17 protein-coding genes are annotated in these 18,964 nt (G+C 73.1%); 6 read left to right on the forward strand and 11 right to left on the reverse strand.

What is annotated here, in order from left to right; translation table 11 throughout:
- Positions 1 to 112: 112 nt before the first annotated feature.
- From aceE to ACFY4B_RS06045, 4 genes are all read right to left on the reverse strand, one after another.
- On the reverse strand, positions 113 to 2,839 hold the full coding sequence (gene aceE, locus ACFY4B_RS06030) for a pyruvate dehydrogenase (acetyl-transferring), homodimeric type (RefSeq protein WP_387966646.1): 2,727 nt from the start codon (positions 2,837 to 2,839) through the stop codon (positions 113 to 115).
- 193 nt (positions 2,840 to 3,032) lie between these two features.
- Positions 3,033 to 3,698: a GntR family transcriptional regulator gene (locus ACFY4B_RS06035; RefSeq protein WP_387966647.1), complete on the reverse strand. Its 666-nt coding sequence runs from the start codon at positions 3,696 to 3,698 to the stop codon at positions 3,033 to 3,035.
- A 62-nt stretch (positions 3,699 to 3,760) separates the two neighbouring features.
- Complete coding sequence (locus tag ACFY4B_RS06040; RefSeq protein WP_387966648.1) at positions 3,761 to 4,855, reverse strand: enoyl-CoA hydratase/isomerase family protein; 1,095 nt, start codon at positions 4,853 to 4,855, stop codon at positions 3,761 to 3,763.
- Positions 4,856 to 5,003: 148 nt separating this feature from the next.
- The gene (locus ACFY4B_RS06045) at positions 5,004 to 5,657 is read right to left on the reverse strand and encodes a TetR/AcrR family transcriptional regulator (RefSeq protein WP_387966649.1); all 654 of its coding nucleotides are present in this window, start codon (positions 5,655 to 5,657) and stop codon (positions 5,004 to 5,006) included.
- A gap of 101 nt (positions 5,658 to 5,758) precedes the next feature.
- On the opposite strand from ACFY4B_RS06045, the gene ACFY4B_RS06050 reads away from it, so the two are divergent.
- Entirely contained in the window at positions 5,759 to 6,529 is a 771-nt protein-coding gene (locus ACFY4B_RS06050) for an SDR family oxidoreductase (protein WP_387966650.1), read from the forward strand.
- A gap of 104 nt (positions 6,530 to 6,633) precedes the next feature.
- On the opposite strand, the gene fahA is transcribed toward ACFY4B_RS06050, so the two are convergent.
- From fahA to ACFY4B_RS06075, 5 genes are all read right to left on the reverse strand, one after another.
- A complete protein-coding gene (fahA, locus tag ACFY4B_RS06055; protein ID WP_387966651.1) occupies positions 6,634 to 7,857 on the reverse strand; it encodes a fumarylacetoacetase in 1,224 nt (407 codons plus the stop codon).
- Complete coding sequence (locus ACFY4B_RS06060) at positions 7,854 to 8,765, reverse strand: hypothetical protein (RefSeq protein ID WP_387966652.1); 912 nt, start codon at positions 8,763 to 8,765, stop codon at positions 7,854 to 7,856. The genes fahA and ACFY4B_RS06060 overlap by 4 nt, the downstream gene beginning before the upstream one ends.
- Complete coding sequence (locus ACFY4B_RS06065; protein ID WP_387966653.1) at positions 8,762 to 9,964, reverse strand: homogentisate 1,2-dioxygenase; 1,203 nt, start codon at positions 9,962 to 9,964, stop codon at positions 8,762 to 8,764. The genes ACFY4B_RS06060 and ACFY4B_RS06065 overlap by 4 nt, the downstream gene beginning before the upstream one ends.
- 140 nt (positions 9,965 to 10,104) lie before the next feature.
- Positions 10,105 to 11,319 carry a 4-hydroxyphenylpyruvate dioxygenase gene (hppD, locus tag ACFY4B_RS06070; protein ID WP_049659944.1) on the reverse strand — a complete coding sequence of 405 codons (1,215 nt, stop codon included), beginning with the start codon at positions 11,317 to 11,319 and terminating at the stop codon, positions 10,105 to 10,107.
- A gap of 229 nt (positions 11,320 to 11,548) precedes the next feature.
- Positions 11,549 to 12,913, reverse strand: a complete 1,365-nt coding sequence (locus tag ACFY4B_RS06075; protein ID WP_387966654.1) for a phosphoribosyltransferase family protein — start codon at positions 12,911 to 12,913, stop codon at positions 11,549 to 11,551.
- A 340-nt stretch (positions 12,914 to 13,253) separates the two neighbouring features.
- On the opposite strand from ACFY4B_RS06075, the gene ACFY4B_RS06080 reads away from it, so the two are divergent.
- The 4 genes from ACFY4B_RS06080 to ACFY4B_RS06095 all read left to right on the forward strand — a co-directional run bounded on the left by ACFY4B_RS06080 (position 13,254) and on the right by ACFY4B_RS06095 (position 15,701).
- Entirely contained in the window at positions 13,254 to 13,658 is a 405-nt protein-coding gene (locus ACFY4B_RS06080) for a hypothetical protein (RefSeq protein WP_117490834.1), read from the forward strand.
- Positions 13,655 to 14,065: a hypothetical protein gene (locus tag ACFY4B_RS06085; RefSeq protein WP_387966655.1), complete on the forward strand. Its 411-nt coding sequence runs from the start codon at positions 13,655 to 13,657 to the stop codon at positions 14,063 to 14,065. Before ACFY4B_RS06080 ends, ACFY4B_RS06085 begins: the two co-directional genes overlap by 4 nt.
- A 46-nt stretch (positions 14,066 to 14,111) precedes the next feature.
- Entirely contained in the window at positions 14,112 to 14,777 is a 666-nt protein-coding gene (locus ACFY4B_RS06090) for a hypothetical protein (protein WP_387966656.1), read from the forward strand.
- Between the two features lie 213 nt (positions 14,778 to 14,990).
- A complete protein-coding gene (locus ACFY4B_RS06095; protein ID WP_387966657.1) occupies positions 14,991 to 15,701 on the forward strand; it encodes a response regulator in 711 nt (236 codons plus the stop codon).
- A 166-nt stretch (positions 15,702 to 15,867) separates the two neighbouring features.
- Here ACFY4B_RS06095 and ACFY4B_RS06100 read toward each other — a convergent pair whose 3' ends face one another.
- Together ACFY4B_RS06100 and ACFY4B_RS06105 are read right to left on the reverse strand one after the other, a co-directional pair.
- Positions 15,868 to 17,583 carry an acyl-CoA dehydrogenase family protein gene (locus ACFY4B_RS06100; RefSeq protein WP_387966658.1) on the reverse strand — a complete coding sequence of 572 codons (1,716 nt, stop codon included), beginning with the start codon at positions 17,581 to 17,583 and terminating at the stop codon, positions 15,868 to 15,870.
- A 91-nt stretch (positions 17,584 to 17,674) separates the two neighbouring features.
- Entirely contained in the window at positions 17,675 to 18,223 is a 549-nt protein-coding gene (locus ACFY4B_RS06105; RefSeq protein WP_049652276.1) for a PadR family transcriptional regulator, read from the reverse strand.
- A 185-nt stretch (positions 18,224 to 18,408) separates the two neighbouring features.
- Between ACFY4B_RS06105 and ACFY4B_RS06110 the strand changes: the two genes are divergently transcribed.
- Complete coding sequence (locus ACFY4B_RS06110; protein WP_310593178.1) at positions 18,409 to 18,882, forward strand: SPW repeat protein; 474 nt, start codon at positions 18,409 to 18,411, stop codon at positions 18,880 to 18,882.
- The last annotated feature ends 82 nt before the right edge of the window (positions 18,883 to 18,964 follow it).

The raw sequence follows: 18,964 nt of genomic DNA on the forward strand, positions 1-18,964 counted from the left end.
GCGCCAGTCTTGGTATGCGAGACGCCGGTCACCAGGCGACGGAGGCGGCGGCGGGGCGGTCGGACGGAGGCGGCGGCTGGACGGAGTGACGGCCGGACGGACGCCGGGCCGGTCAGAAGCGGACGCCGTAGCGCTCCGCCGCCTGCCGTACGGTCTCCGCCTTCACCTCGCCCCGGCGGGCCAGCGCGGCCAGCGCCGCGACCGTCACCGACTCGGCGTCCACCCCGAAGTGCCGCCGCGCCGCCGCCCGGCTGTCCGAGAGCCCGAAGCCGTCGGTGCCCAGCGAGGTCCAGTCCTGCTCCACCCACGGGCGGATCTGGTCCGGCACCGCGCGCATCCAGTCGCTGACCGCCAGCACCGGCCCGGGCGCCCCGGCCAGCGCCCTGGTCACGTACGGGACGCGGGCCGCCGCGCCGGTACCGGCCGCGGCCTGCGCCAGGTTGGCCGCGTCGCAGTCCAGCGCCTCGCGGCGCAGCTCCGTCCAGGAGGGTGCGGACCAGACGTCGGCCGCCACGCCCCACTCCTCGCCGAGCAGCCGCTGCGCCGTCAGGGCCCACTGCACGGCGGTGCCGGAGGCGAGCAGTTGGAGCCGCGGCGGGTCGGCGGGCAGGTCGACGGCCGGGGTGGCGGACGACGCGGCGGCGTCCGCCGTGCGGTAGCGGTAGAGGCCTCGCAGGATGCCGTCCACGACCTCCTCGCCGTCCGGGAGCGCGGGCTGCACCAGCGGCTCGTTGTAGACGGTGAGGTAGTAGAACACGTCCTCGCCGTGGGGGTGTTGCTCGCTGCCGCCGTACATCCGGCGCAGGCCCTCGCGGATGATCACGGCCACCTCGCAGCCGAACGCCGGGTCGTAGGAGAGCGCGGCCGGGTTGGTGGAGGCGATCAACTGGGAGTGGCCGTCGGCGTGTTGGAGGCCCTCGCCGGTCATGGTGGTGCGGCCGGCGGTGGCGCCGATCAGGAAGCCGCGGCCCAACTGGTCGGCCATCGCCCACATCTGGTCGGCGGTGCGCTGCCAGCCGAACATCGAGTAGAAGATGTAGAACGGGACGACCGGCTCGCCGTGGGTCGCGTACGAGGTCGCGGCGGCGGTCAGCGAGGCCATCGAACCGGCTTCGGTGATGCCCTCGTTGAGGATCTGGCCGGTCGCCGACTCCTTGTAGTGGAGCAGCTGGTCGCGGTCGACCGGGTCGTAGGTCTGCCCGAGCGGGGAGTAGATCCCGGCGGTCGGGAAGAGCGACTCCATGCCGAAGGTGCGCGCCTCGTCCGGGACGATCGGCACCCAGCGGTGGCCGGTCGCCTTGTCCCGCAGCAGGTCCTTGACCAGCCGGACGAAGGCCATGGTGGTGGCGATCTCCTGGCTGCCGGAGCCCTTGAACAGCGTCTCGAAGGGCTTCGCGGGCGGGGTGGGCAGCGGGGTGAAGCGCACCCGGCGGGCGGGCGCCGGCCCGCCCAGTGCGGCGCGGCGCTCGCGCAGGTAGCGGGCCTCCGGCGAGTCCGGGCCGGGGTGCGCGTACGGGGGCAGCGGGTCGTTCAACGCGGCGTCCGGAATGGGGAGTTCGAGCAGGTCGCGCATGGCCCGGAACTCGGCTCCGGAGAGCTTCTTCATCTGATGGTTGGCGTTGCGGGACTCGAAGCCGGGGCCGAGCGTCCAGCCCTTGACGGTCTGCACCAGCACCACGGTGGGCGCGCCCCGGTGTTCCAGCGCCGCGCGGTAGGCCGCGTACACCTTGCGCGGCTCGTGGCCGCCCCGGGAGGTGGCGACCGTCTCGATCAGCCGCCGGTCGTCCACGGTGTCGGCGAGCGCCCGCAGTTCGGGCGAGCTGTGGAAGAGGTGCTCGCGGACGTACCCGGCGTCCGAGGCGGCGTAGGTCTGGAACTGCCCGTCCGGCACCTCGCCGAGCCGGCGGACCAGTGCGCCCGTGGTGTCGCGGGCCAGCAGCTCGTCCCAGGCCTCGCCCCACAACGACTTGACCACGTTCCAGCCGGCCGCGCGGAAGCGGCGTTCCAGCTCCTGCACGATCTTGCCGTTGCCGCGCACCGGCCCGTCCAGGCGCTGCAGGTTGCAGTTGACGACGAAGGTGAGGTTGTCCAGGCCCTCCCGGGCGGCCAGCGCGAGCGCGGCGGTGGACTCGGGCTCGTCCATCTCGCCGTCGCCGAGGAAGGCCCACACGTGCGAGCCGGAGGTGTCCTTGATCCCGCGCGCGGTCAGGTAGCGGTTGAACCGGGCCTGGTGGATCGCCGAGAGCGGCCCGAGGCCCATCGAGACGGTCGGGAACTCCCAGAACCAGGGCAGCCGGCGCGGGTGCGGGTAGGAGGGCAGGCCGTCGCCGCCGGCCTCCTGGCGGAAGCGGTCCAGCTGGGCCTCGGAGACCCGGCCCTCCAGGAACGCGCGGGCGTAGACGCCCGGGGCGGCGTGGCCCTGCACGTACAGCTGGTCGCCGGAGCCGTCGGCCTCCTTGCCGCGGAAGAAGTGCTGGAAGCCGACCTCGTACAGCCAGGCGGCGGAGGCGTAGGTGGCCATGTGCCCGCCCAGGCCGCCGCGGTGGTTGCCCCTGGTCACCATGGCGGCGGCGTTCCAGCGGTTCCAGGCGGTGATCCGGCGCTCCATCTCCTCGTCGCCGGGGAACTCCGGTTCGGCGGCGGTGGGGATGGTGTTGACGTACGGGGTGTCCAGCAGCGGAGGGACGTCGAGCCGCTGCAGCTCGGCGTGCTCGACGAGGCGGCGCAGCAGGTGGGCGGCGCGGTTCGGTCCGCCGAAGTCGCGGGCGGCGTCGAGGGACGCGCGCCACTCCGCGATCTCCTCGGGGTCGTGGTCGGGAAGCTGGTCGAGCTGGGACACGGGTGGTTCCCCTTTACCGGTGCGCTTCAGGGTGCTTATTCCAGGATGCGGAATAGCATTTCTCTTCATGGAACTATTTGGACGGTAGAGAGTGATCGGGTGGCCCGTCAACCGCTACTGGTGGGTAGTTTGAGAGATGATCGATCATCTCTATGCGAACTTTATGCGGAAGGGCAACCCCGGCCCGAGCGGCTCAGTCGGAGTGCCGGGCGTACTCCAGGACGTGCTCGGCCAGCAGCCGGCCGACCGCCGGGTCCTGCCGCCGGAAGGCCTCGATCAGCGGCCGGTGGTCGGTGGCGTTCTCGTGCAGCTCCGGCCGGACCCGGTGCAGCGACAGCACCGTCCACACCTCGACCCCGAGGCCCTCCCAGGCCCGCAGCAGCGTCCCGTTTCCGGAGGCGGCGACGATCTCGCGGTGGAAGGCCACCCCGTGCCGGGCCTGGCCGAGGGCGTCGCCCGCCGCAGCGGCCGCCGCCATCCGCTCGGCGTGCCGCTCCAGCGCGGTGGTGTCCCCGGCCAGCCGGACCACCGCCGACTCGGCGGCCAGCCGCTCCAGCGCGGCCCGCACCTGGTAGACCTCGCGCAGCTCGGCCGGTCCGATCTCGCGCACCCGCACGCCCCGGTTGGGCTCGGCGTCGAGCAGCCCGAGGGTCTGGAGCGCGCGCAGCGCCTCGCGGACCGGCGCCTGGCTGACGTTCAACTCGGCGGCCAGGCGCCGCTCGACGATCCGGTCCCCGGGCTGCCAGCGGCCGTTCAGCAGGCCCTCCAGCAGCAGCCCGCGCACCTGCTCGCCCAGCGGCACCCGGGACAGCGGGTCGGTGCCCCCGGCCGGAGTCGGCGGCGGGACCGGGTGGTTCATGGCGGGCTCCAGGTGTGCCGGTGGAGGTGGGGCGGGGGAAGGGGGCGGGGAGGGGGTGGGGCTCAGGCCAGGCCCAGTTCGTCGCCCACGCGCGGGGCGAGGAAGCGGGCGACGTCCGCCTCCGTCACCTCGGCGAGCGTGCCGGGCTTCCACCGGGGGTTGCGGTCCTTGTCGATCACCTGCGCGCGGACGCCCTCGACCATGTCGTGGCCCTCCAGCGCGGCGCAGGAGATCCGGTACTCCTGGTCGAGCACGGCCTCCAGCGAGGGGAGCGTACGGGCGCGGCGCAGCGCGGCCAGGGTGGTCTTCACGGCGGTGGGGGAGTTCGCCAGGACGGCCTCGGCGGCCTCCTTCGCCTCCGGGACACCGGAGTTCAGCAGCCGGTCGACGATCTCCTCGACCGTGTCGGCCGCGTAGCAGGCGTCGATCCAGGGGCGCTGGGCGGCCAGTGCGGCGGGCGGCGCGGGCTCGGCGTGCGCGGCGACGATGGTCGCGACGGCGGAGGCGACGGCGGTGGTGCCGGCGGTGGTGGTGCCGGGCGCCGTGGCGGTGCTCCGGCCCAGGGCGTCGAGCAGGTCCGGGATGCGCCGCGAGGGCACGAAGTGGTCCGCGAACCCGCACAGCAGGGCGTCGCCCGGGCCCATCGAGGCCGCGCTGAGCCCGAGGTGGGTGCCCAACTCGCCCGGGGCGTGGGCGAGCAGCCGACTGCCGCCGATGTCCGGGGCGATCCCGATCCGGGTCTCGGGCATCGCGACGGTGGACCGCTCGGTGACGATCCGCACCGCGCCGTGGGCGGACACGCCGACGCCGCCGCCCATCGTGATGCCGTCCATGACCGCGACGTACGGCTTCGGGTAGCGGGCGATCAGCGCGTTCAGCCGGTACTCGTCGCGGAAGAACGCACGGGTGCCGGCCCCGCCCGCCTTGGCGTCGTCGTGCATCGCGCGGATGTCGCCGCCCGCGCACAGGCCGCGCTCGCCCGCGCCGGTCAGCACGACGGCGCGTATCCGGTCGTCCGCGGCCCAGCCGTCCAGGGTGGCGCGCAGGGCGGCGACCATGCCGTGGGTCAGCGAGTTGAGCGCCCGGGGGCGGTTCAGCACGAGCCGTCCGACGCCGCCGTCCAGGAACGCCTGGACCTCCGCCACCTCTGCGCTCATCGGGCCCGCTCCCGTTCCTCGGTGATGTCGTCGGCGATGCCGATTCCCGCCGTCCACCGTACCGGGGCGGGCGCCCGTTGTGATCACTCGCCCGGCGATCATGTTTCCGACGGGCGCTCCAGGGGCGCTCCGCGGTGCGCGGGAGGCGCTACGGCCAGGCGCGCAGGGCGAGTTCGGCGGTGCGGGCCAGGTCGGCGGGGGTGGCGCCGTCGCGGGCCTGCTGGGACATGCCCTGGAGGACCGCACCGAAGTAGCCGGCCAGCCCCTTCGGGTCGGCCTCCGGCGGCAGTTCGCCGTCCTGCTGTGCCCGGCGCAGCCGCTCCTCGAAGGTGCGCAGGTTCCCGTTGCGTCGCTCGCGCAGCTGGTCCTGGATGACGGCGTCCTGCTGGGTCACATTGGTGGCGGCGGAGATCACCAGGCAGCCGGCCGGATGCGACGGGTCGGCGTAGACGGCGGCGGCCTCGCGCAGGATGCGGGCGAAGGCGCCGTACGCGGTGGGCTCCTCTGCCAGCGCGACGGCCGCGAACTCGCCGGCGGGGGAGTGGCCGTACTGGCGGACCACCTCCTCGAACAGCGACCGCTTGTCGCTGAAGGCCGCGTACAGGCTGCCGGGGCGGATGCCCATGGCGGTGGTGAGGTCGGTGACGGAGGTGGCCTCGTAGCCGTGCTGCCAGAACAGCCGGGTGGCCGCGGCCAGGGCCTCGGCGCGGTCGAAGGCCGGCGGGCGTCCGCGACGGGGAGTGCGCGGCGGGCCGGTGGGCCCGTCCGGGGATGCCGTTGTCGCCGCGTGCGCCTCTGTCATGCGCTGAATTTTAGAGCACTCACTCAAGAAGTGTGTGCTAGCGTATTTTTTGAGCGATCGCTCAAGAAATGCGTTGAGTACAAGCAGGAGGGGGCTCGGACATGGGCGCGGACAGGCTTCAGGGCAAGACGGCGCTGGTCACGGGGGGCAGTAGGGGGATCGGCCGGGCCATCGCCCGCCGGCTCGGGCGGGACGGCGCCACCGTCGCCGTCGGCTACGCCCGCGATGCGGTGGCGGCGGAGGAGGTGGTGGCGGGCATCCGGGCGGACGGCGGGCGGGCCTTCGCGCTGCCCGCCGCGCTCGGGCGGCACGGCGACGCCGTCGCGCTGTGGGAGGCCTTCGACGCGCGGATAGGCGAGTACGCGCCGGCCGGGGGTGTCGACATCATCGTGAACAACGCCGGGATCGGGCGCAGCTCCGACCTCGCCGGCCTGACCGAGGAGGAGTTCGACGAGGTCTTCGCGGTCAACGTCCGCGCACCGTTCTTCATCGTCAAGCACGGGCTGGAGCGGCTACGTGACGGCGGCCGGATCATCAACATCTCCAGCGGCCTGGCCCGGCTCGCCATGCCGGAGATCATGGCCTACGGCGCCACCAAGGGTGCGCTGGACACCTTCTCGCTCAACCTCGCCCAGCAGCTCGGGCCGCGCGGGATCACCGTCAACTCCGTGGCGCCCGGGGTCATCGACACCGACCTCAATGCGGAGTTCCTGGGCGATCCGGAGGCGCGGGCCTGGGCGGCCTCGGTCGCCGCGCTTGGCCGGGTCGGGGCGCCGGAGGACATCGCGGACGTCGTCGCCTTCATCGCCTCGGACGACGCGCGGTGGATGACGGGGCGCGTGGTCGACGCCACCGGCGGCTCGCGGCTGTAGGCGGGAGCCGCCGGCGGTGGGCTGGCAGATAACAGATGACAGCTGACAGATGATGAAATCTGTCAGCTGTTATCTGTCATCCGTCATCCGTCGGTCGTGAGCCCTCAGCCCCGCACGCGCCCGGTGACCTCGCCGAACCCGATCACGGCGCCGTCCGGCCCGGGCGCCGTGGCGGTGATGGTCACCTCGTCGCCGTCCTCGAGGAACGTCCGGGTCGTCCCGTCCGGGAGCTTCAGCGGCTCCTCGCCGTTCCAGGTCAGCTCGATCAGCGCGCCCCGGGTGTCCCGCTCCGGCCCGCTGACCGTCCCCGAGGCGAACAGGTCGCCGGTGCGCAGCGAGGCGCCGTTGACCGTCATGTGGGTCAGCTGCTGCTGTGCCGTCCAGTACATGGTGGCGAACGGCGGCCGGGAGACCTGGTGCCCGTTCAGCCGGACCTCCATCGCCAGGTCCAGGCCCCACGGCTCGCCGCCCCGGTCGTCCAGGTACGCCAGCGGCTCGACGTCGCGCTCCGGCGGCGTGACCCGGGCGTGGTCCAGGGCGTCCAGCGGCACGATCCACGGCGAGATGGAGGTCGCGAAGGACTTGCCGAGGAAGGGGCCGAGCGGCACGTACTCCCAGGCCTGGATGTCGCGCGCCGACCAGTCGTTGAGCAGGCAGACGCCGAACACGTGCTCGCGGAAGTCGTCCAGCGCGACCGGCCGGCCCAGCTCCGACGGCGTGCCGACGACGAAGCCGACCTCGGCCTCGATGTCGAGCCGGCGGGACGGCCCGAAGGTCGGCGCGGCGTCGGCGGGCGCCTTGCGCTGCCCGGACGGCCGCACCACCGGCGTGCCGGAGACCACGACCGTGCCCGCCCGCCCGTGGTAACCGATCGGCAGGTGCTTCCAGTTGGGGGTGAGCGGCTCCGAGCCCGGGCGGAAGATCCGGCCCAGGTTGGTGGCGTGGTGCTCGGAGGCGTAGAAGTCGACGTAGTCGGCGACCTCGAACGGCAGGTGCAGCTCCACCTCGCCGGCCGGCAGCAGCGCCGGCGACAGGGCCTCGCGGAAGGACTCGTCGGTGAGCCAGGTGGTGAGGTCCGCCCGCACCCGGCTCCAGACCGGGCGCCCCGCCGCCATCAGCGGGTTGAGCGAGTCCGAGTCCAGCAGCACCGACGGCGCTCCGGCCGCGCGGGCGGCCGCCCCGGCGTCCAGCACGAAGTCCCCGACGCGCACGCCGATCCGGCGCCGCCCGGGCTGGTCGGCGGCGGTGAAGACGCCGTACGGCAGGTTGTGCACGCCGAACGGCGAGTCCTGGGCGCTGGCGAGCCAGCTGCTGGGGGTGGTGCTCAACGGTCCTCCTGGTGCAGTGGACTGGGCGACGACAGCAGGCCGAGCGCGGCCAGGTCACCCAGGGGCTCGGCGATGCTACAGGTGCCGAACGCGGTGAACGAGTTGCGGATCACCACGATCTGACGGTCCGTCAGTGCTCGTGCCGCCTTGGCCAGCACCTCGCCGTCGCGCTCCGCCAGCACCGCCGCCGCGGCGGCCCGGTCGGTCTCCTGCGCGGCCAGCAGCACGTTCAGGAAGCCGTGGTGCTCGAAGCCGGTCTCCGGGTCGGTGTGCCGGACGGCGTTGTGCAGCCCGGCCGTGCACTTGTACGGCAGTCCGCGCTGCGCGCAGCCGGTGAGGAAGGCGGCCAGTTCGTCCTCGTTCGGGAAGGCCTCGGCGACCAGCCCGCCGGTGCGGAACTTCGCCCGGTACGGGCTGTCCACCAGCACGTCCAGGACGGCGTCCAGCCCGTCCCCGCGCAGCAGTTCGCGCGGGAGTTCGACGGCGGCGGGGACGTCCGGGGGCAGCAGCCGGTCCAGCGCGGCCACCGCCTCGGCGGCGTCCCGGGTGGCCAGCTCGGCGCCGGCCAGCTCGAACGGTGCGGCGGCGGCGAGCGCCGGGGCGAGCTCGATGCTGCCCCCCGGCAGCACCAGCCCGACCTTGAGCGGCCGGTCGCCCGCCACCACCGAGTCGTCCGCCCCCGCGGCGCCCGGAACCGCGCCGGCCGAGACCGCCGCGGCCAGCTCACCCAGTCGGCCGGCCCCACAGAGGAAGGGCCCGACCGCCTCGGCGTACCAGGCCGCACGGTGCGCCCGGTGCGCGGGCACCGCCTCGGCGACCGGCAGGTTCCCGGGCGGGAACACCGCCGCGTCGTCGAACAGTCCGCGGAACAGCTCGGGGATCACACCCCCCGAAGGCAGCGCGTTCATCGCCCGGGCCCCCGACCGGCCCAGGTCCAGGCGTAGTTGGCGTCCTCAGTGGCCCGGCCGCCCTCGCCGAGCTCCAGCGGGCGGAAGGTGTCCACCATGACGGCCAGCTCGTCGAAGAACTCCGCGCCGATGCTGCGCTCGTACGCCCCCGGCTGCGGCCCGTGGGTGTGCCCGCCCGGGTGCAGCGAGATCGAGCCCTGGCCGATGCCGGAGCCCTTGCGGGCCGCGTAGTCGCCGCCGCAGTAGAACATGACCTCGTCGCTGTCCACGTTGGCGTGGTAGTACGGCACCGGGATCGCCAGCGGGTGGTAGTCCACCTTGCGCGGGACGAAGTTGCAGATCACGAAGCCGTTGCCCTCGAAGACCTGGTGGGCCGGCGGCGGCTGGTGGATCCGGCCGGTGATCGGCTCGAAGTCCTTGATGTTGAACGCGTACGGGTACAGGCAGCCGTCCCAGCCGACCACGTCGAACGGGTGGTGCGGCACGGTGTAGCGGGTGCCCGCGATCCCGTTCGGGCCGCGGTGCTTGACCAGCACGTCGACGTCCCCGGGAGCGTCCACGACCAGCGGGCCGACCGGTCCGCGGAAGTCCCGCTCGCAGTACGGCGCGTGCTCCAGCAGCTGCCCGTACTTGGACAGGTAGCGCTTGACCGGGGTGATGTGGCTGTTCGCCTCGATGCAGTACGCGCGCAGCGGCTCGTCCCCGGCCGGCACCCAACGGTGGGTGGTGGCACGGGGGATGACCACGTAGTCGCCCTGCCCGACCTCGATCGAGCCGAACACCGTCTCGACCGTGCCGGAGCCGGACTCCACGTACACGCACTCGTCGCCGAGCCCGTTGCGGTAGAGCTCGCTCGGGGCCCCGGCGGCGACGTACGAGATCCGCACGTCGCCGTTGCCGAGGACGAGCCGGCGGCTGCCGACGACGTCCGCGGACTTCCAGTCCTGCTCCGCGAACAGCTCGTGCAGCTTGAGGTGGCGGGGGAGGAGGGGGTGGTTGGGCACCGTGGACTGGTCCGGCAGCTCCCACGGCACCGCGTTGACCACCGCCGAGGGGATGCCCCGGTGGTAGAGCAGTGAGGAGTCCGAGGAGAACCCCTCCTCGCCCATCAACTCCTCGTAGTACAGCCCGCCTTCGGGGGTGCGGTGCTGGGTGTGCCGCTTGGGCGGGATGTTTCCCAGCTGCCGGTAGTACGCCATCTCCGTGGTCCTCCTCGACCGTTCGGCAGAGATCCGTTCGTCAGAGCCTGCCAGAGCCTGTCAGGGCCCGGACAGACCCTTGTCAGGGTCCGTCCGGGCTTCTACAGAGCTCGTCGGGGCCCGTCAGAGCCCTCGGACGCTCACAGGTTGCCGCGTCGGTCCTGCTCGCGCTCGATGGACTCGAAGAGCGCCTTGAAGTTGCCCTTGCCGAAGCCGAGCGAACCGTGCCGCTCGATGAACTCGTAGAAGACGGTGGGGCGGTCGCCGATCGGCTTGGTGAAGATCTGCAGCAGGTAGCCGTCCTCGTCGCGGTCGACCAGGATGCCGCGCTTCTTCAGCTCCTCGACCGGCACCCGGACCTTGCCGATCCGTGCGCGCAGCTCCGGGTCGTCGTAGTAGGAGTCCGGGGTGGAGAGGAACTCCACGCCGCGCGCCCGCAGCACGTCCACGGTGGTGAGGATGTCGTTGGTGGCGAGCGCCATGTGCTGGCAGCCGGGGCCGGTGTAGAACTCCAGGTACTCGTCGATCTGGGACTTCTTCTTGGCGATGGCCGGCTCGTTGAGCGGGAACTTCACCCGGTGGTTGCCGCTGGCGACGACCTTGGACATCAGCGCGGAGTAGTCGGTGGCGATGTCGTCGCCGACGAACTCGGCCATGTTCACGAAGCCCATGACGCGGTTGTAGAACGCCACCCACTCGTCCATCCGGCCCAGTTCGACGTTGCCGACGGCGTGGTCGAGGGCCTGGAAGAGGCGCTTGGGCGAGCCCTCCGGGTGGGTGACCCGGCTCTCCGCGACGACGTAGCCCGGCAGGTACGGACCGTGGTAGCGGGAGCGGTCGATCAGGGTGTGGCGGGTCTCGCCGTAGGTGGCGATGGCCGCGCGGCGCACGGTGCCGTTCTCGTCCGAGACGTCGTTCGGCTCCTCCAGCACGGTGGCGCCGGTCGCGCGGGCGTGCTCGATGCACTTGTCGACGTCCGGGACCTCCAGGGCGAGGTCGACGACGCCGTCGCCGTGGCGGCGGTGGTGGTCCAGCAGCGGGCTGTCCGGCTGGACGCCGCCCTTGATCACGAAGCGGCAGGAGCCGGAGCGGAGCACGTACGCCTTGCGGTCGCGGCGGCCGGTCTCCGGGCCGGAGTAGGCGACCAGCTCCATGCCGAAGACGACCTGGTAGAACTGCGCCGTCTGGGTGGCGTTGCCGACCACGAAGACGACCGCGTCCTGGGCCGTCACCGGGAAGGGGTCGGCGGCGGCGTCGTGCTCGACGAGGCCGACGAGGCGGCGCAGCTGGTCGGCGTCAAGACCGGCCTCGCGCTCCTCGGGGGTCAACTCAAGGGCGTGGGACTGCGGGGTCATCGCTCGTTCCTCCACTTCGGGCCTCGCCGTCGAGGCTTCCGCTGGATCGCGACCGCACCGAACGGGTGGGCGGTGTGGTTGCGGAGAGCTTGCTCCTGTCGGGGTGGTTGGGCAACAGGTCGGATTTTGACTGCTCAATGTGTACAAGCTGATCAGAAATTCCCGCTGTCAGCTGCGCAAAATGCGTTGCTCACCGGGGGTGAAGCACGAAGTCTGCGCAATGGGACGGTCACGCGCTCCCGGGGCCGACGGGGCGCGGGAGGTGGCGGAGGAACCAGTCCGCGGCCAGCTCGGCGACCCGGTCCAGGGTCCCCGGCTCCTCGAACAGGTGGCTCGCGTGCGGTACCACCGCGAGCCCGGTCTCGCAGCGCAGTCGGCTCCGGGCCCGCCGGTTGAGGTCGAGCACGGTGGGGTCCAGCGACCCGACGACGAGCAGCGTCGGGGCGCGGACCCGGGCCAGGGTGTCGGGCGCGGCGAGGTCCGGGCGGCCGCCCCGGGAGACCACGGCGCGTACCGCCGGGCCCAGTTCGGCGGCGGTGTGCAGCGCGGCCGCGGCGCCGGTGCTGGCACCGAACAGGCCGAGCGGCAGGCCCCGGGTCTCGGGCACGGTGGCGTCCGGGCCGCCCTCCGCCGGGCCCAGCCGCCGGGCGACGGCCGTCAGCCGGCCGCCCAGCAGCGCCACGTCGAACACGTTCCGCCGGTCGGGCTCCTCGGCCTCGGTGAGCAGGTCGAACAGCAGCGTGGCCAGCCCGGTGCGGTTCAGGTACTCGGCGACGTGCCGGTTGCGCGGGCTGTGCCAGCCGCTGCCGCTGCCGTGTGCGAAGACGACGACCCCGCGCGCGCCGGCCGGGACGGTCAGCCGGCCCGCGAGGCGGACCCCGGCGACGGGCAGCAGCAGCTCCCGGTCGACCCCGGCGGAGGCCCCGGGCGGGTCGCCACGGGCGGCCTCGGCCAGCAGCCGCAGCACCTCCTCGTCCTCGGTCTGCGAGAAGTCGGCGTAGAACTCGCCGATCGCGTAGAACGGGGACGGCGTGTCGACGCAGACCAGCTCGTCGGCGACCTCGTCGAGACGCTCGGCCCAGTCCGCGGGTGCGACCGGCACCGCGAGCACCACCCGGGCCGCGCCGCGCTCCCGGACGATCCGGCAGGCCGCCCGGGCGGTGGACCCGGTGGCGATGCCGTCGTCCACCACGACCACCGTCCGTCCGCGCAGGTCGGCGGGCGGCCGGTCACCCCGGTAGCGGCGGGCCCGGCGCGCCAGCTCGGTGCGCTCGCGCCGTTCCACCTCGGCCAGTTGGCCGTCCGTGACCGAGGAGAACCGGATCACCTGCTCGTTCAGCACCCGGACGCCGTCCTCGCCGATCGCCCCCATGCCCAGCTCGGGCTGGTACGGCACGCCGAGCTTGCGGATCACGCAGATGTCCAGCGGTGCGCCGAGCGCCGCGGCGACTTCGGCGGCCACCGGCACGCCGCCCCTCGGCAGCGCCACGATCACGGTGTCGGGGCCGGTCAGGTGGCCGAGCCGGGCGGCCAGCCGACGGCCCGCCTCGGTGCGGTCGGCGAAGCGGGTGAAGTGGGTTCCGGTGACGTGCATGACACGGCCTCCGGTTCCACCGTACGTCGTTCCGGGCGGCTCGGGGCGGTCGCGGACGGGGCTCCCGGGGTGCGCGCGGAGGGCGGTGCGCGGGATCGGGAGCCGCGGCCGGACCGGGGGCGCGACCAGGGTGCGAGCAGGGCGGGAGCAGGGCAGGACCCTGGCGCGACCGGGGCGGGACCGGAGCGGGATCCGGCCGGGACGGGGCCGGGATCCCGGGTGGGATCGGGTCGGGAGACGGACGGGACGACACCCCCGTGTGGCCGGGACAACGGGCGGCGCACGGTGGATCACAGAGGTGGACCGCAGCGCCCGCCCGCGACCGGAAGGAGCGCCCGTCATGTCGGGCACCGTGATCACCGACCTGCGCCGCCGAGGCGCCGTCGACCCCGGCCGCCTGCTCGCCGGACCGCTGCGCGGCGTCGGCCTGCAACGGCTCGACCCGGGCCGGCGCACCGAGGTGGCCGCCGACGGCGTCGAGCACGCGCTCTACGTCACCGCCGGCTCCGGTCTCGCCGAACTGCCCGAGGGCGCCGTGCACCCGAACCAGCCGAACCAGCCGGACCACCAGGACCGCCAGGACCATCCGGAGCGTGCCGAGGCCGGCCTGCCGCTGGTCGAGGGCACCGCGATCGTGCTGCCGCTCGGCTCGCGGACCGTGCTGACCGCCGGCACGGCCGGACTGGAGTACTTCCACGCCGTCCTCGCCGTCCCGCCCTCCTCCGAAGAAGGTGACCCCAGGTGATCGTCACCACCGACACCGGCGCGGCCATGGTCGTCATCGGCCCGAACGGCGAGCGGGTACGGATCCGCTCCCTCGCCCGGCGCCCGATGCTCGCCAGCGCCTGCGAGGCCTTCGACCACCTGCGGCTGAGCCCCGGCGCGCACCACGTGCTCGCGGGCCGGCCCGACACCGAGACCGTCCTGCACGTGCTGCGCGGAGCCGCCGTCGTCGGTCAACTCTCCGACGAGACCGACCACTTGGCCTCCGCGGGGGACCTGCTGATGGCCCACCGCGGCCGCACGCTGCACCTCGAAGCCGGACCGCTCGGCGCGGAACTGCTCTGCCTGACCCTCGCCGTCCCCCGGCACACCGCCGGCGCCCGGGCCGCCCCGGCCCGCCGCCGAGCCACCCGCCGCGACCGGCCCTGACCGGCCCCGACGGGTCCTGCCAGTCCTCGATCCGAGGAGACCCCTCGTGATACTCGTCCCCGCTGCCGTCCCCCGCACCGCACCCGCGTTCCAGCGGCTGATCGACCCCGAGCAGCGGCCGGCCGTCCGCGCCGGACTCACCGTCGAGGCGCTGCCGCCGGGCGTCCGGGTCGAGCAACTCCCTTACGAATCCGTCGAATCGGTGACCGTGGTGCTCTCCGGTCGGCTGCTCGCGGCCGACCGGATCCTCTCCCCGGGCGAGGTGCTGCACCACCGGCCCGGCACCTCCTACCGGCTCACCGCCGTCCGCGGCGCGCCGACCGCCGTGCTCACCGTCCGTCCCACCCCGCCCCGGGCCGCCATCCCGGCCCAGCGGTCGGGCTCCGCATCCGCCCCGAGCTGGCGGCAGGTGGAGGTGGGCACCGTACGGCTCGACCCGGTCGGTGTCTGCGGACCGTACGCGGACCGGGCCGCCGACGCCTTCCTGGTGGTCCTCTCCGGAGCCTGCTCCTTCCTCGGCGAGCTCGGTGAAGTGCCACTGCTCCCCGGCGACTTGGTCTACATCCGGGCGGGGGAGCGGTACGGCCTCCGGGCCGGCCGCCGCGGACCGGTCACCGCCGTCCTGGGCCGCGTCGGCACCCCCGGCGCCGCCCTGGGGCCGGAGTGGGACAGCAGGCCCATGCGCTCGGGGCAGGCCGATCCGCAGGGGTGAGGGCGCGAGGCCGGGAGGCCGCGGTGAGATGACAGTCGACAGCTGACAGAGTTCAAAATCTGTCAGCTGTCGACTGTCATCTGTTATCCGTCCGCCCGCCCGCCCGTCGCCCGTCCGTCGCCGTCGGGTGCGGCGGGCGGTGGGCCGACACGCGGAGGGCTTCACGCGCACGTCACGGAAAGTCACGCGATCGCCGCTGATAGTGTCGGCCGGGTGGATGAAGAACAGCCGGTGGAACCTGCGGACCCGGCCGGAGACCCGCCCGTCCGTGTGCTGATCGTCGACGACCACCCCCTGTTCCGGGAGGGGCTCAAGGCGGCACTGGAGAGCGCCGAGGGCGTCCTCGTGGTCGCCGAGGCCGAGCGGGTCGCCGACGTTCCGGGGGAGGTCGCCCGGCACCACCCCGACGTGGTGATCATGGACCTCTCGCTGCCCGACGGCTCCGGACTGGAGGCCGTCCGGCAGCTCGCCACCCGGGAGGCGCCGCCGCCGGTGCTGATGCTGACCATGTCGGACGACGACGGGAACCTGCTCGCCGCCCTCCAGGCGGGCGCGCGCGGCTACCTGGTCAAGGGGGCCGGGCGGGAGGAGGTGCTGCACGCGGTGCGGACGGTCGCGACGGGCGGCGCGGTGTTCGGCGGCGAGGTGGCCGGACGGATCACCGCCCTGCTGGCCGGGGCGAGGATGCGGGAGGCGGGGCAGCTCTTCCCCGAACTCACCGCCCGCGAGGCCGAGGTGCTGGGCCTGGTCGCGCGCGGGCTGGACAACCGGCGGATCGCCCGGGAGCTGGTGGTCGCGGAGAAGACCGTCCGCAACCACATCACCCACATCTTCGAGAAGCTGCACGTCGCCACGCGCGCCGAGGCGGTCGCCCGGGCCCGCGACATGGGCCTCGGCGACGGCCGGACCTCCCCGGAGCGGTGAACCGGAGCGGTGAACCGAGGGGCGCACCGGGGCGGTGAACCGAGGGGCGCACCGGGGCGGTGAACCGAGGGGCGCACGGGGAAGGTGAACGCGGGCGGTGGGCCGGAGAAGTGAACCGGGGGTGCCGGCCCGCCGACCGGCACCCCCGGAGTCCTGCCGCTCCGCCCTACGGCCGCATCTCGTACGCGCCGGAGATGGCCTCGACCCGCTCCCACACCCGCGCGTCCCGCGCCGGGTCGGCGACCGGGCGGCGCACGTTCGTCAGCGCCCAGGCGGCCTGCTCCTCGGTGGCCGAGGCCTTGCCGTGCAGCTCGGTGGCGTGTGCGGAGAAGTCGCGGACCAGCGCGTCGAAGATCCGGTCCAGCACGTCGCCGCCGTCCTCGGAGGCGGTCAGGCCGGTCAACTCGGCCTGCTCCAGTACCAGCTGGCCGTAGACGATCAGCGCGAACAGCTGGCCGATCTCCAGCAGGAAGTCCAGGTCGGCCTGCTGCTCCTTGCTCGGCGCGTTCTCGAGCAGCAGCGCGCAGAAGCCGTCGGCCTGCTCGCGGAAGCGGGCGACGTTGGGCAGCGCGGCGTGGCGGTCGTAGGCGGCGCGCCAGTCGTGGAAGCGGATCGCGCCGAGGCCGCGCGCCGGGCCCTGCCGGAACAGGAAGTCGTCGTCGGCGGCGTCCAGGCGGCTCGGCACCGGGGCGTAGTCGGCCGGGGCGAACAGGTAGTTGCCCATGAACTTGAGGATCAGCGCCAGGTTGACGTGGACGGTGCCCTCCAGCTTCGGCAGGCCGCGGATGTCCTTCGCGGCCTTGTCGAAGTAGGTGTCCGCCTCGAAGCCCTTGGCGGCGATGACGTCCCACATCAGGTCGATGACCTTCTCGCCCTCGGTGGTGACCTTCATCTTGGTCATCGGGTTGAACAGCAGGTAGCGGCGGTCCTCGGGGGAGGCGGTGCGGAAGTAGTCCACGGCCCGCGCGCTGAACAGCTTCATCGCCACCAGGCGGACGTAGGCGTCGGTCAACTCCCGCTTGACGTGCGGGAAGTCGGTGACCCGCTTGCCGTACAGCACCCGGTTGTGGGCGTGCGTGACGGCCTCGTACATCGCGTGCTCGCAGATGCCGATCGAGGCGGTGCAGAGGTTGAACTTGCCGACGTTGACGGTGTTGAGCGCGGCGTCGAAGGCGGCCTGGCCGGTGTGCAGCACGTCCTCGGCGCGCACCGGGTAGTCCTCCAGGCGGAACTCGCTGACGTACATCTGCGCGTTCACCACGTTCTTGACCAGGTGGTACGCGTCGTGGCGGCTGTCGGCGGCGAAGAAGACGTAGCCCTCCGGGCCCTCGACGTCCGAGCGGCGGCCGAACACCGAGACCAGGCCGGCCACGTTGCCGTTGCCGATGTAGTACTTGGAGCCGGTCGCGGTGAAGCCGCCCTCGCCGTCCGGGGTGAGGATCATGTCGGTGGAGTAGATGTCCGCGCCGTGGGTGCGCTCGGAGAGGCCGAAGGCCATCACGTGGCCCTCGGCCAGCAGCTTGGCGGCGCGGGCGCGGACGGCCTCGTTCCCGCTCTGCCAGACCGGGCCCAGGCCCAGGATGGTGACCTGCCAGGTGTACCAGTAGCCGAGGCCGTAGAAGCCGAGGATCTCGTTCAGCTCGGCGATGCGGGCGGTGTCCCAGCGCTTGTCGGGGTCGGCCGAGGCGGGGGTCAGGAACTCGGCGAACAGGCCCTCCTGCGCGGCGAAGTCCAGGAAGTCGGCGTACCAGCTGCGGTCGATGTAGGTGTCGATCAGCGCCTTCTTGCCGCGGGACTCGAACCAGTCCACCGTCGCGCGCAGCAGCCGGCGGGTCGGCTCGTCGAACTGTGCGGGGTCGTAGTTGCGCGGGTTGAAGAGCATCGAGGGGCTCCCGGGGGTCGAGGGTGTGAGGAGGGGCGGGTGGCAGGGACCGGGCGTCGCCCGCCGTCCGCCGGTCGTCGGCGGTCCGCCGTCAGCCGGCGGAGGAGAGGCGGCGCAGGGTGGCGAGCACGTCGTCGAGCCAGGCGAGGGTCATCCGCTCGTACTCGATGCCGCCGCGCAGCACCACGTGCTGCAGCTGCTGCCCCGCGTCGAGCGCGGTGGCGTCGGGGAAGTCCCGCTGCTCGCCGTGCAGGTAGCGGGCGAGCAGGGCGGCATGGCCCTCGCGGTGCCGTTCGACCTCGGAGATCAGCGCGGCCGGGTCGTCGAAGGCGGCGGCCCGGATCTTGACCGCGAGCTCGTGCCGGACGGTCTCCGGTTCGACCGGTTCGCGCAGCCAGCCGGCCAGCGCGGCCCGTCCGGCCTCGGCCGCCGAGTAGACCTTCTTGTCCGGGCGTCCGTCCTGGCTGACCTCCTGCGCGGCCACCCAGCCGTCCGTCTCCATCCGCCGCAGCACCCGGTAGATCTGCTGGTGGGTGGCGGTCCAGAAGCGCCCGATCGAGCGGTCGAAGCGCCGGGCCAGCTCGTAGCCGGAGCCGGGCTGCTCCAGCAGTGAGACGAGGATCGCGTGCTCCAGTGCCATGGCCCGCATCCTGCTATGCAACGAGTTGCATAGGCAATGGCGACCCGGACGGTTGAGACGCAGGTCACCGGCGTGATCCGATGGTTATCGGTTATTCCAGACTATTGGGTGCAAATCGTTGGATAAGAGCCAGAATGGGTACGGGGCAAGCGCCTTACCGGTTCCGACCACAGGAGGTGGTATCGGTGGCAACCCATATCCCGACGACGGGCATGGAGCACCATCCGGACATCGTCGAACTGCGCGAACGCTACGAGCGGGTCACCTCGACCCCCCGCGCCCAGGGCATCGAGGCCCTGGCCGTCCTGGCCGGCCTCTTCCTGGCGGCATCGCCGTGGATCGTCGGCTTCACCGCGTACAACACCCTGACCGTGACCTGCCTGATCGTCGGGCTGGCCTACACGGCTCTGATGGCCGGCTACGGGTCGGCCTACGAACGCACCCACGCGCGGGCCTGGGCGGCCGCCGCGCTCGGTGCCTGGACGATCATCTCCCCGTGGGTCGTCTCCGGGTCCGTCGCGCACGGCAAGAACATCGTGACCTGCGTCATCGTGGGCGCCGTGATGTTCCTGCTCGGCCTCGCGGCGATCTCGATGGCGACCATGACGTCGAACGGAGCATCGATGCGGCGCGGCCGGGCCGGTCGCGCCAAGGGCTGATCTTCCCCGCAGCCCGTGACCGGGGCGCGGAGGGCGCAACCGCCCGCCGCGCCCCGGCGCACGTCCTCCGGCGAAGGCGAGG

It is taken from the genome of Kitasatospora sp. NPDC001261 (assembly GCF_042896795.1).
GTDB lineage: Bacteria > Actinomycetota > Actinomycetes > Streptomycetales > Streptomycetaceae > Kitasatospora.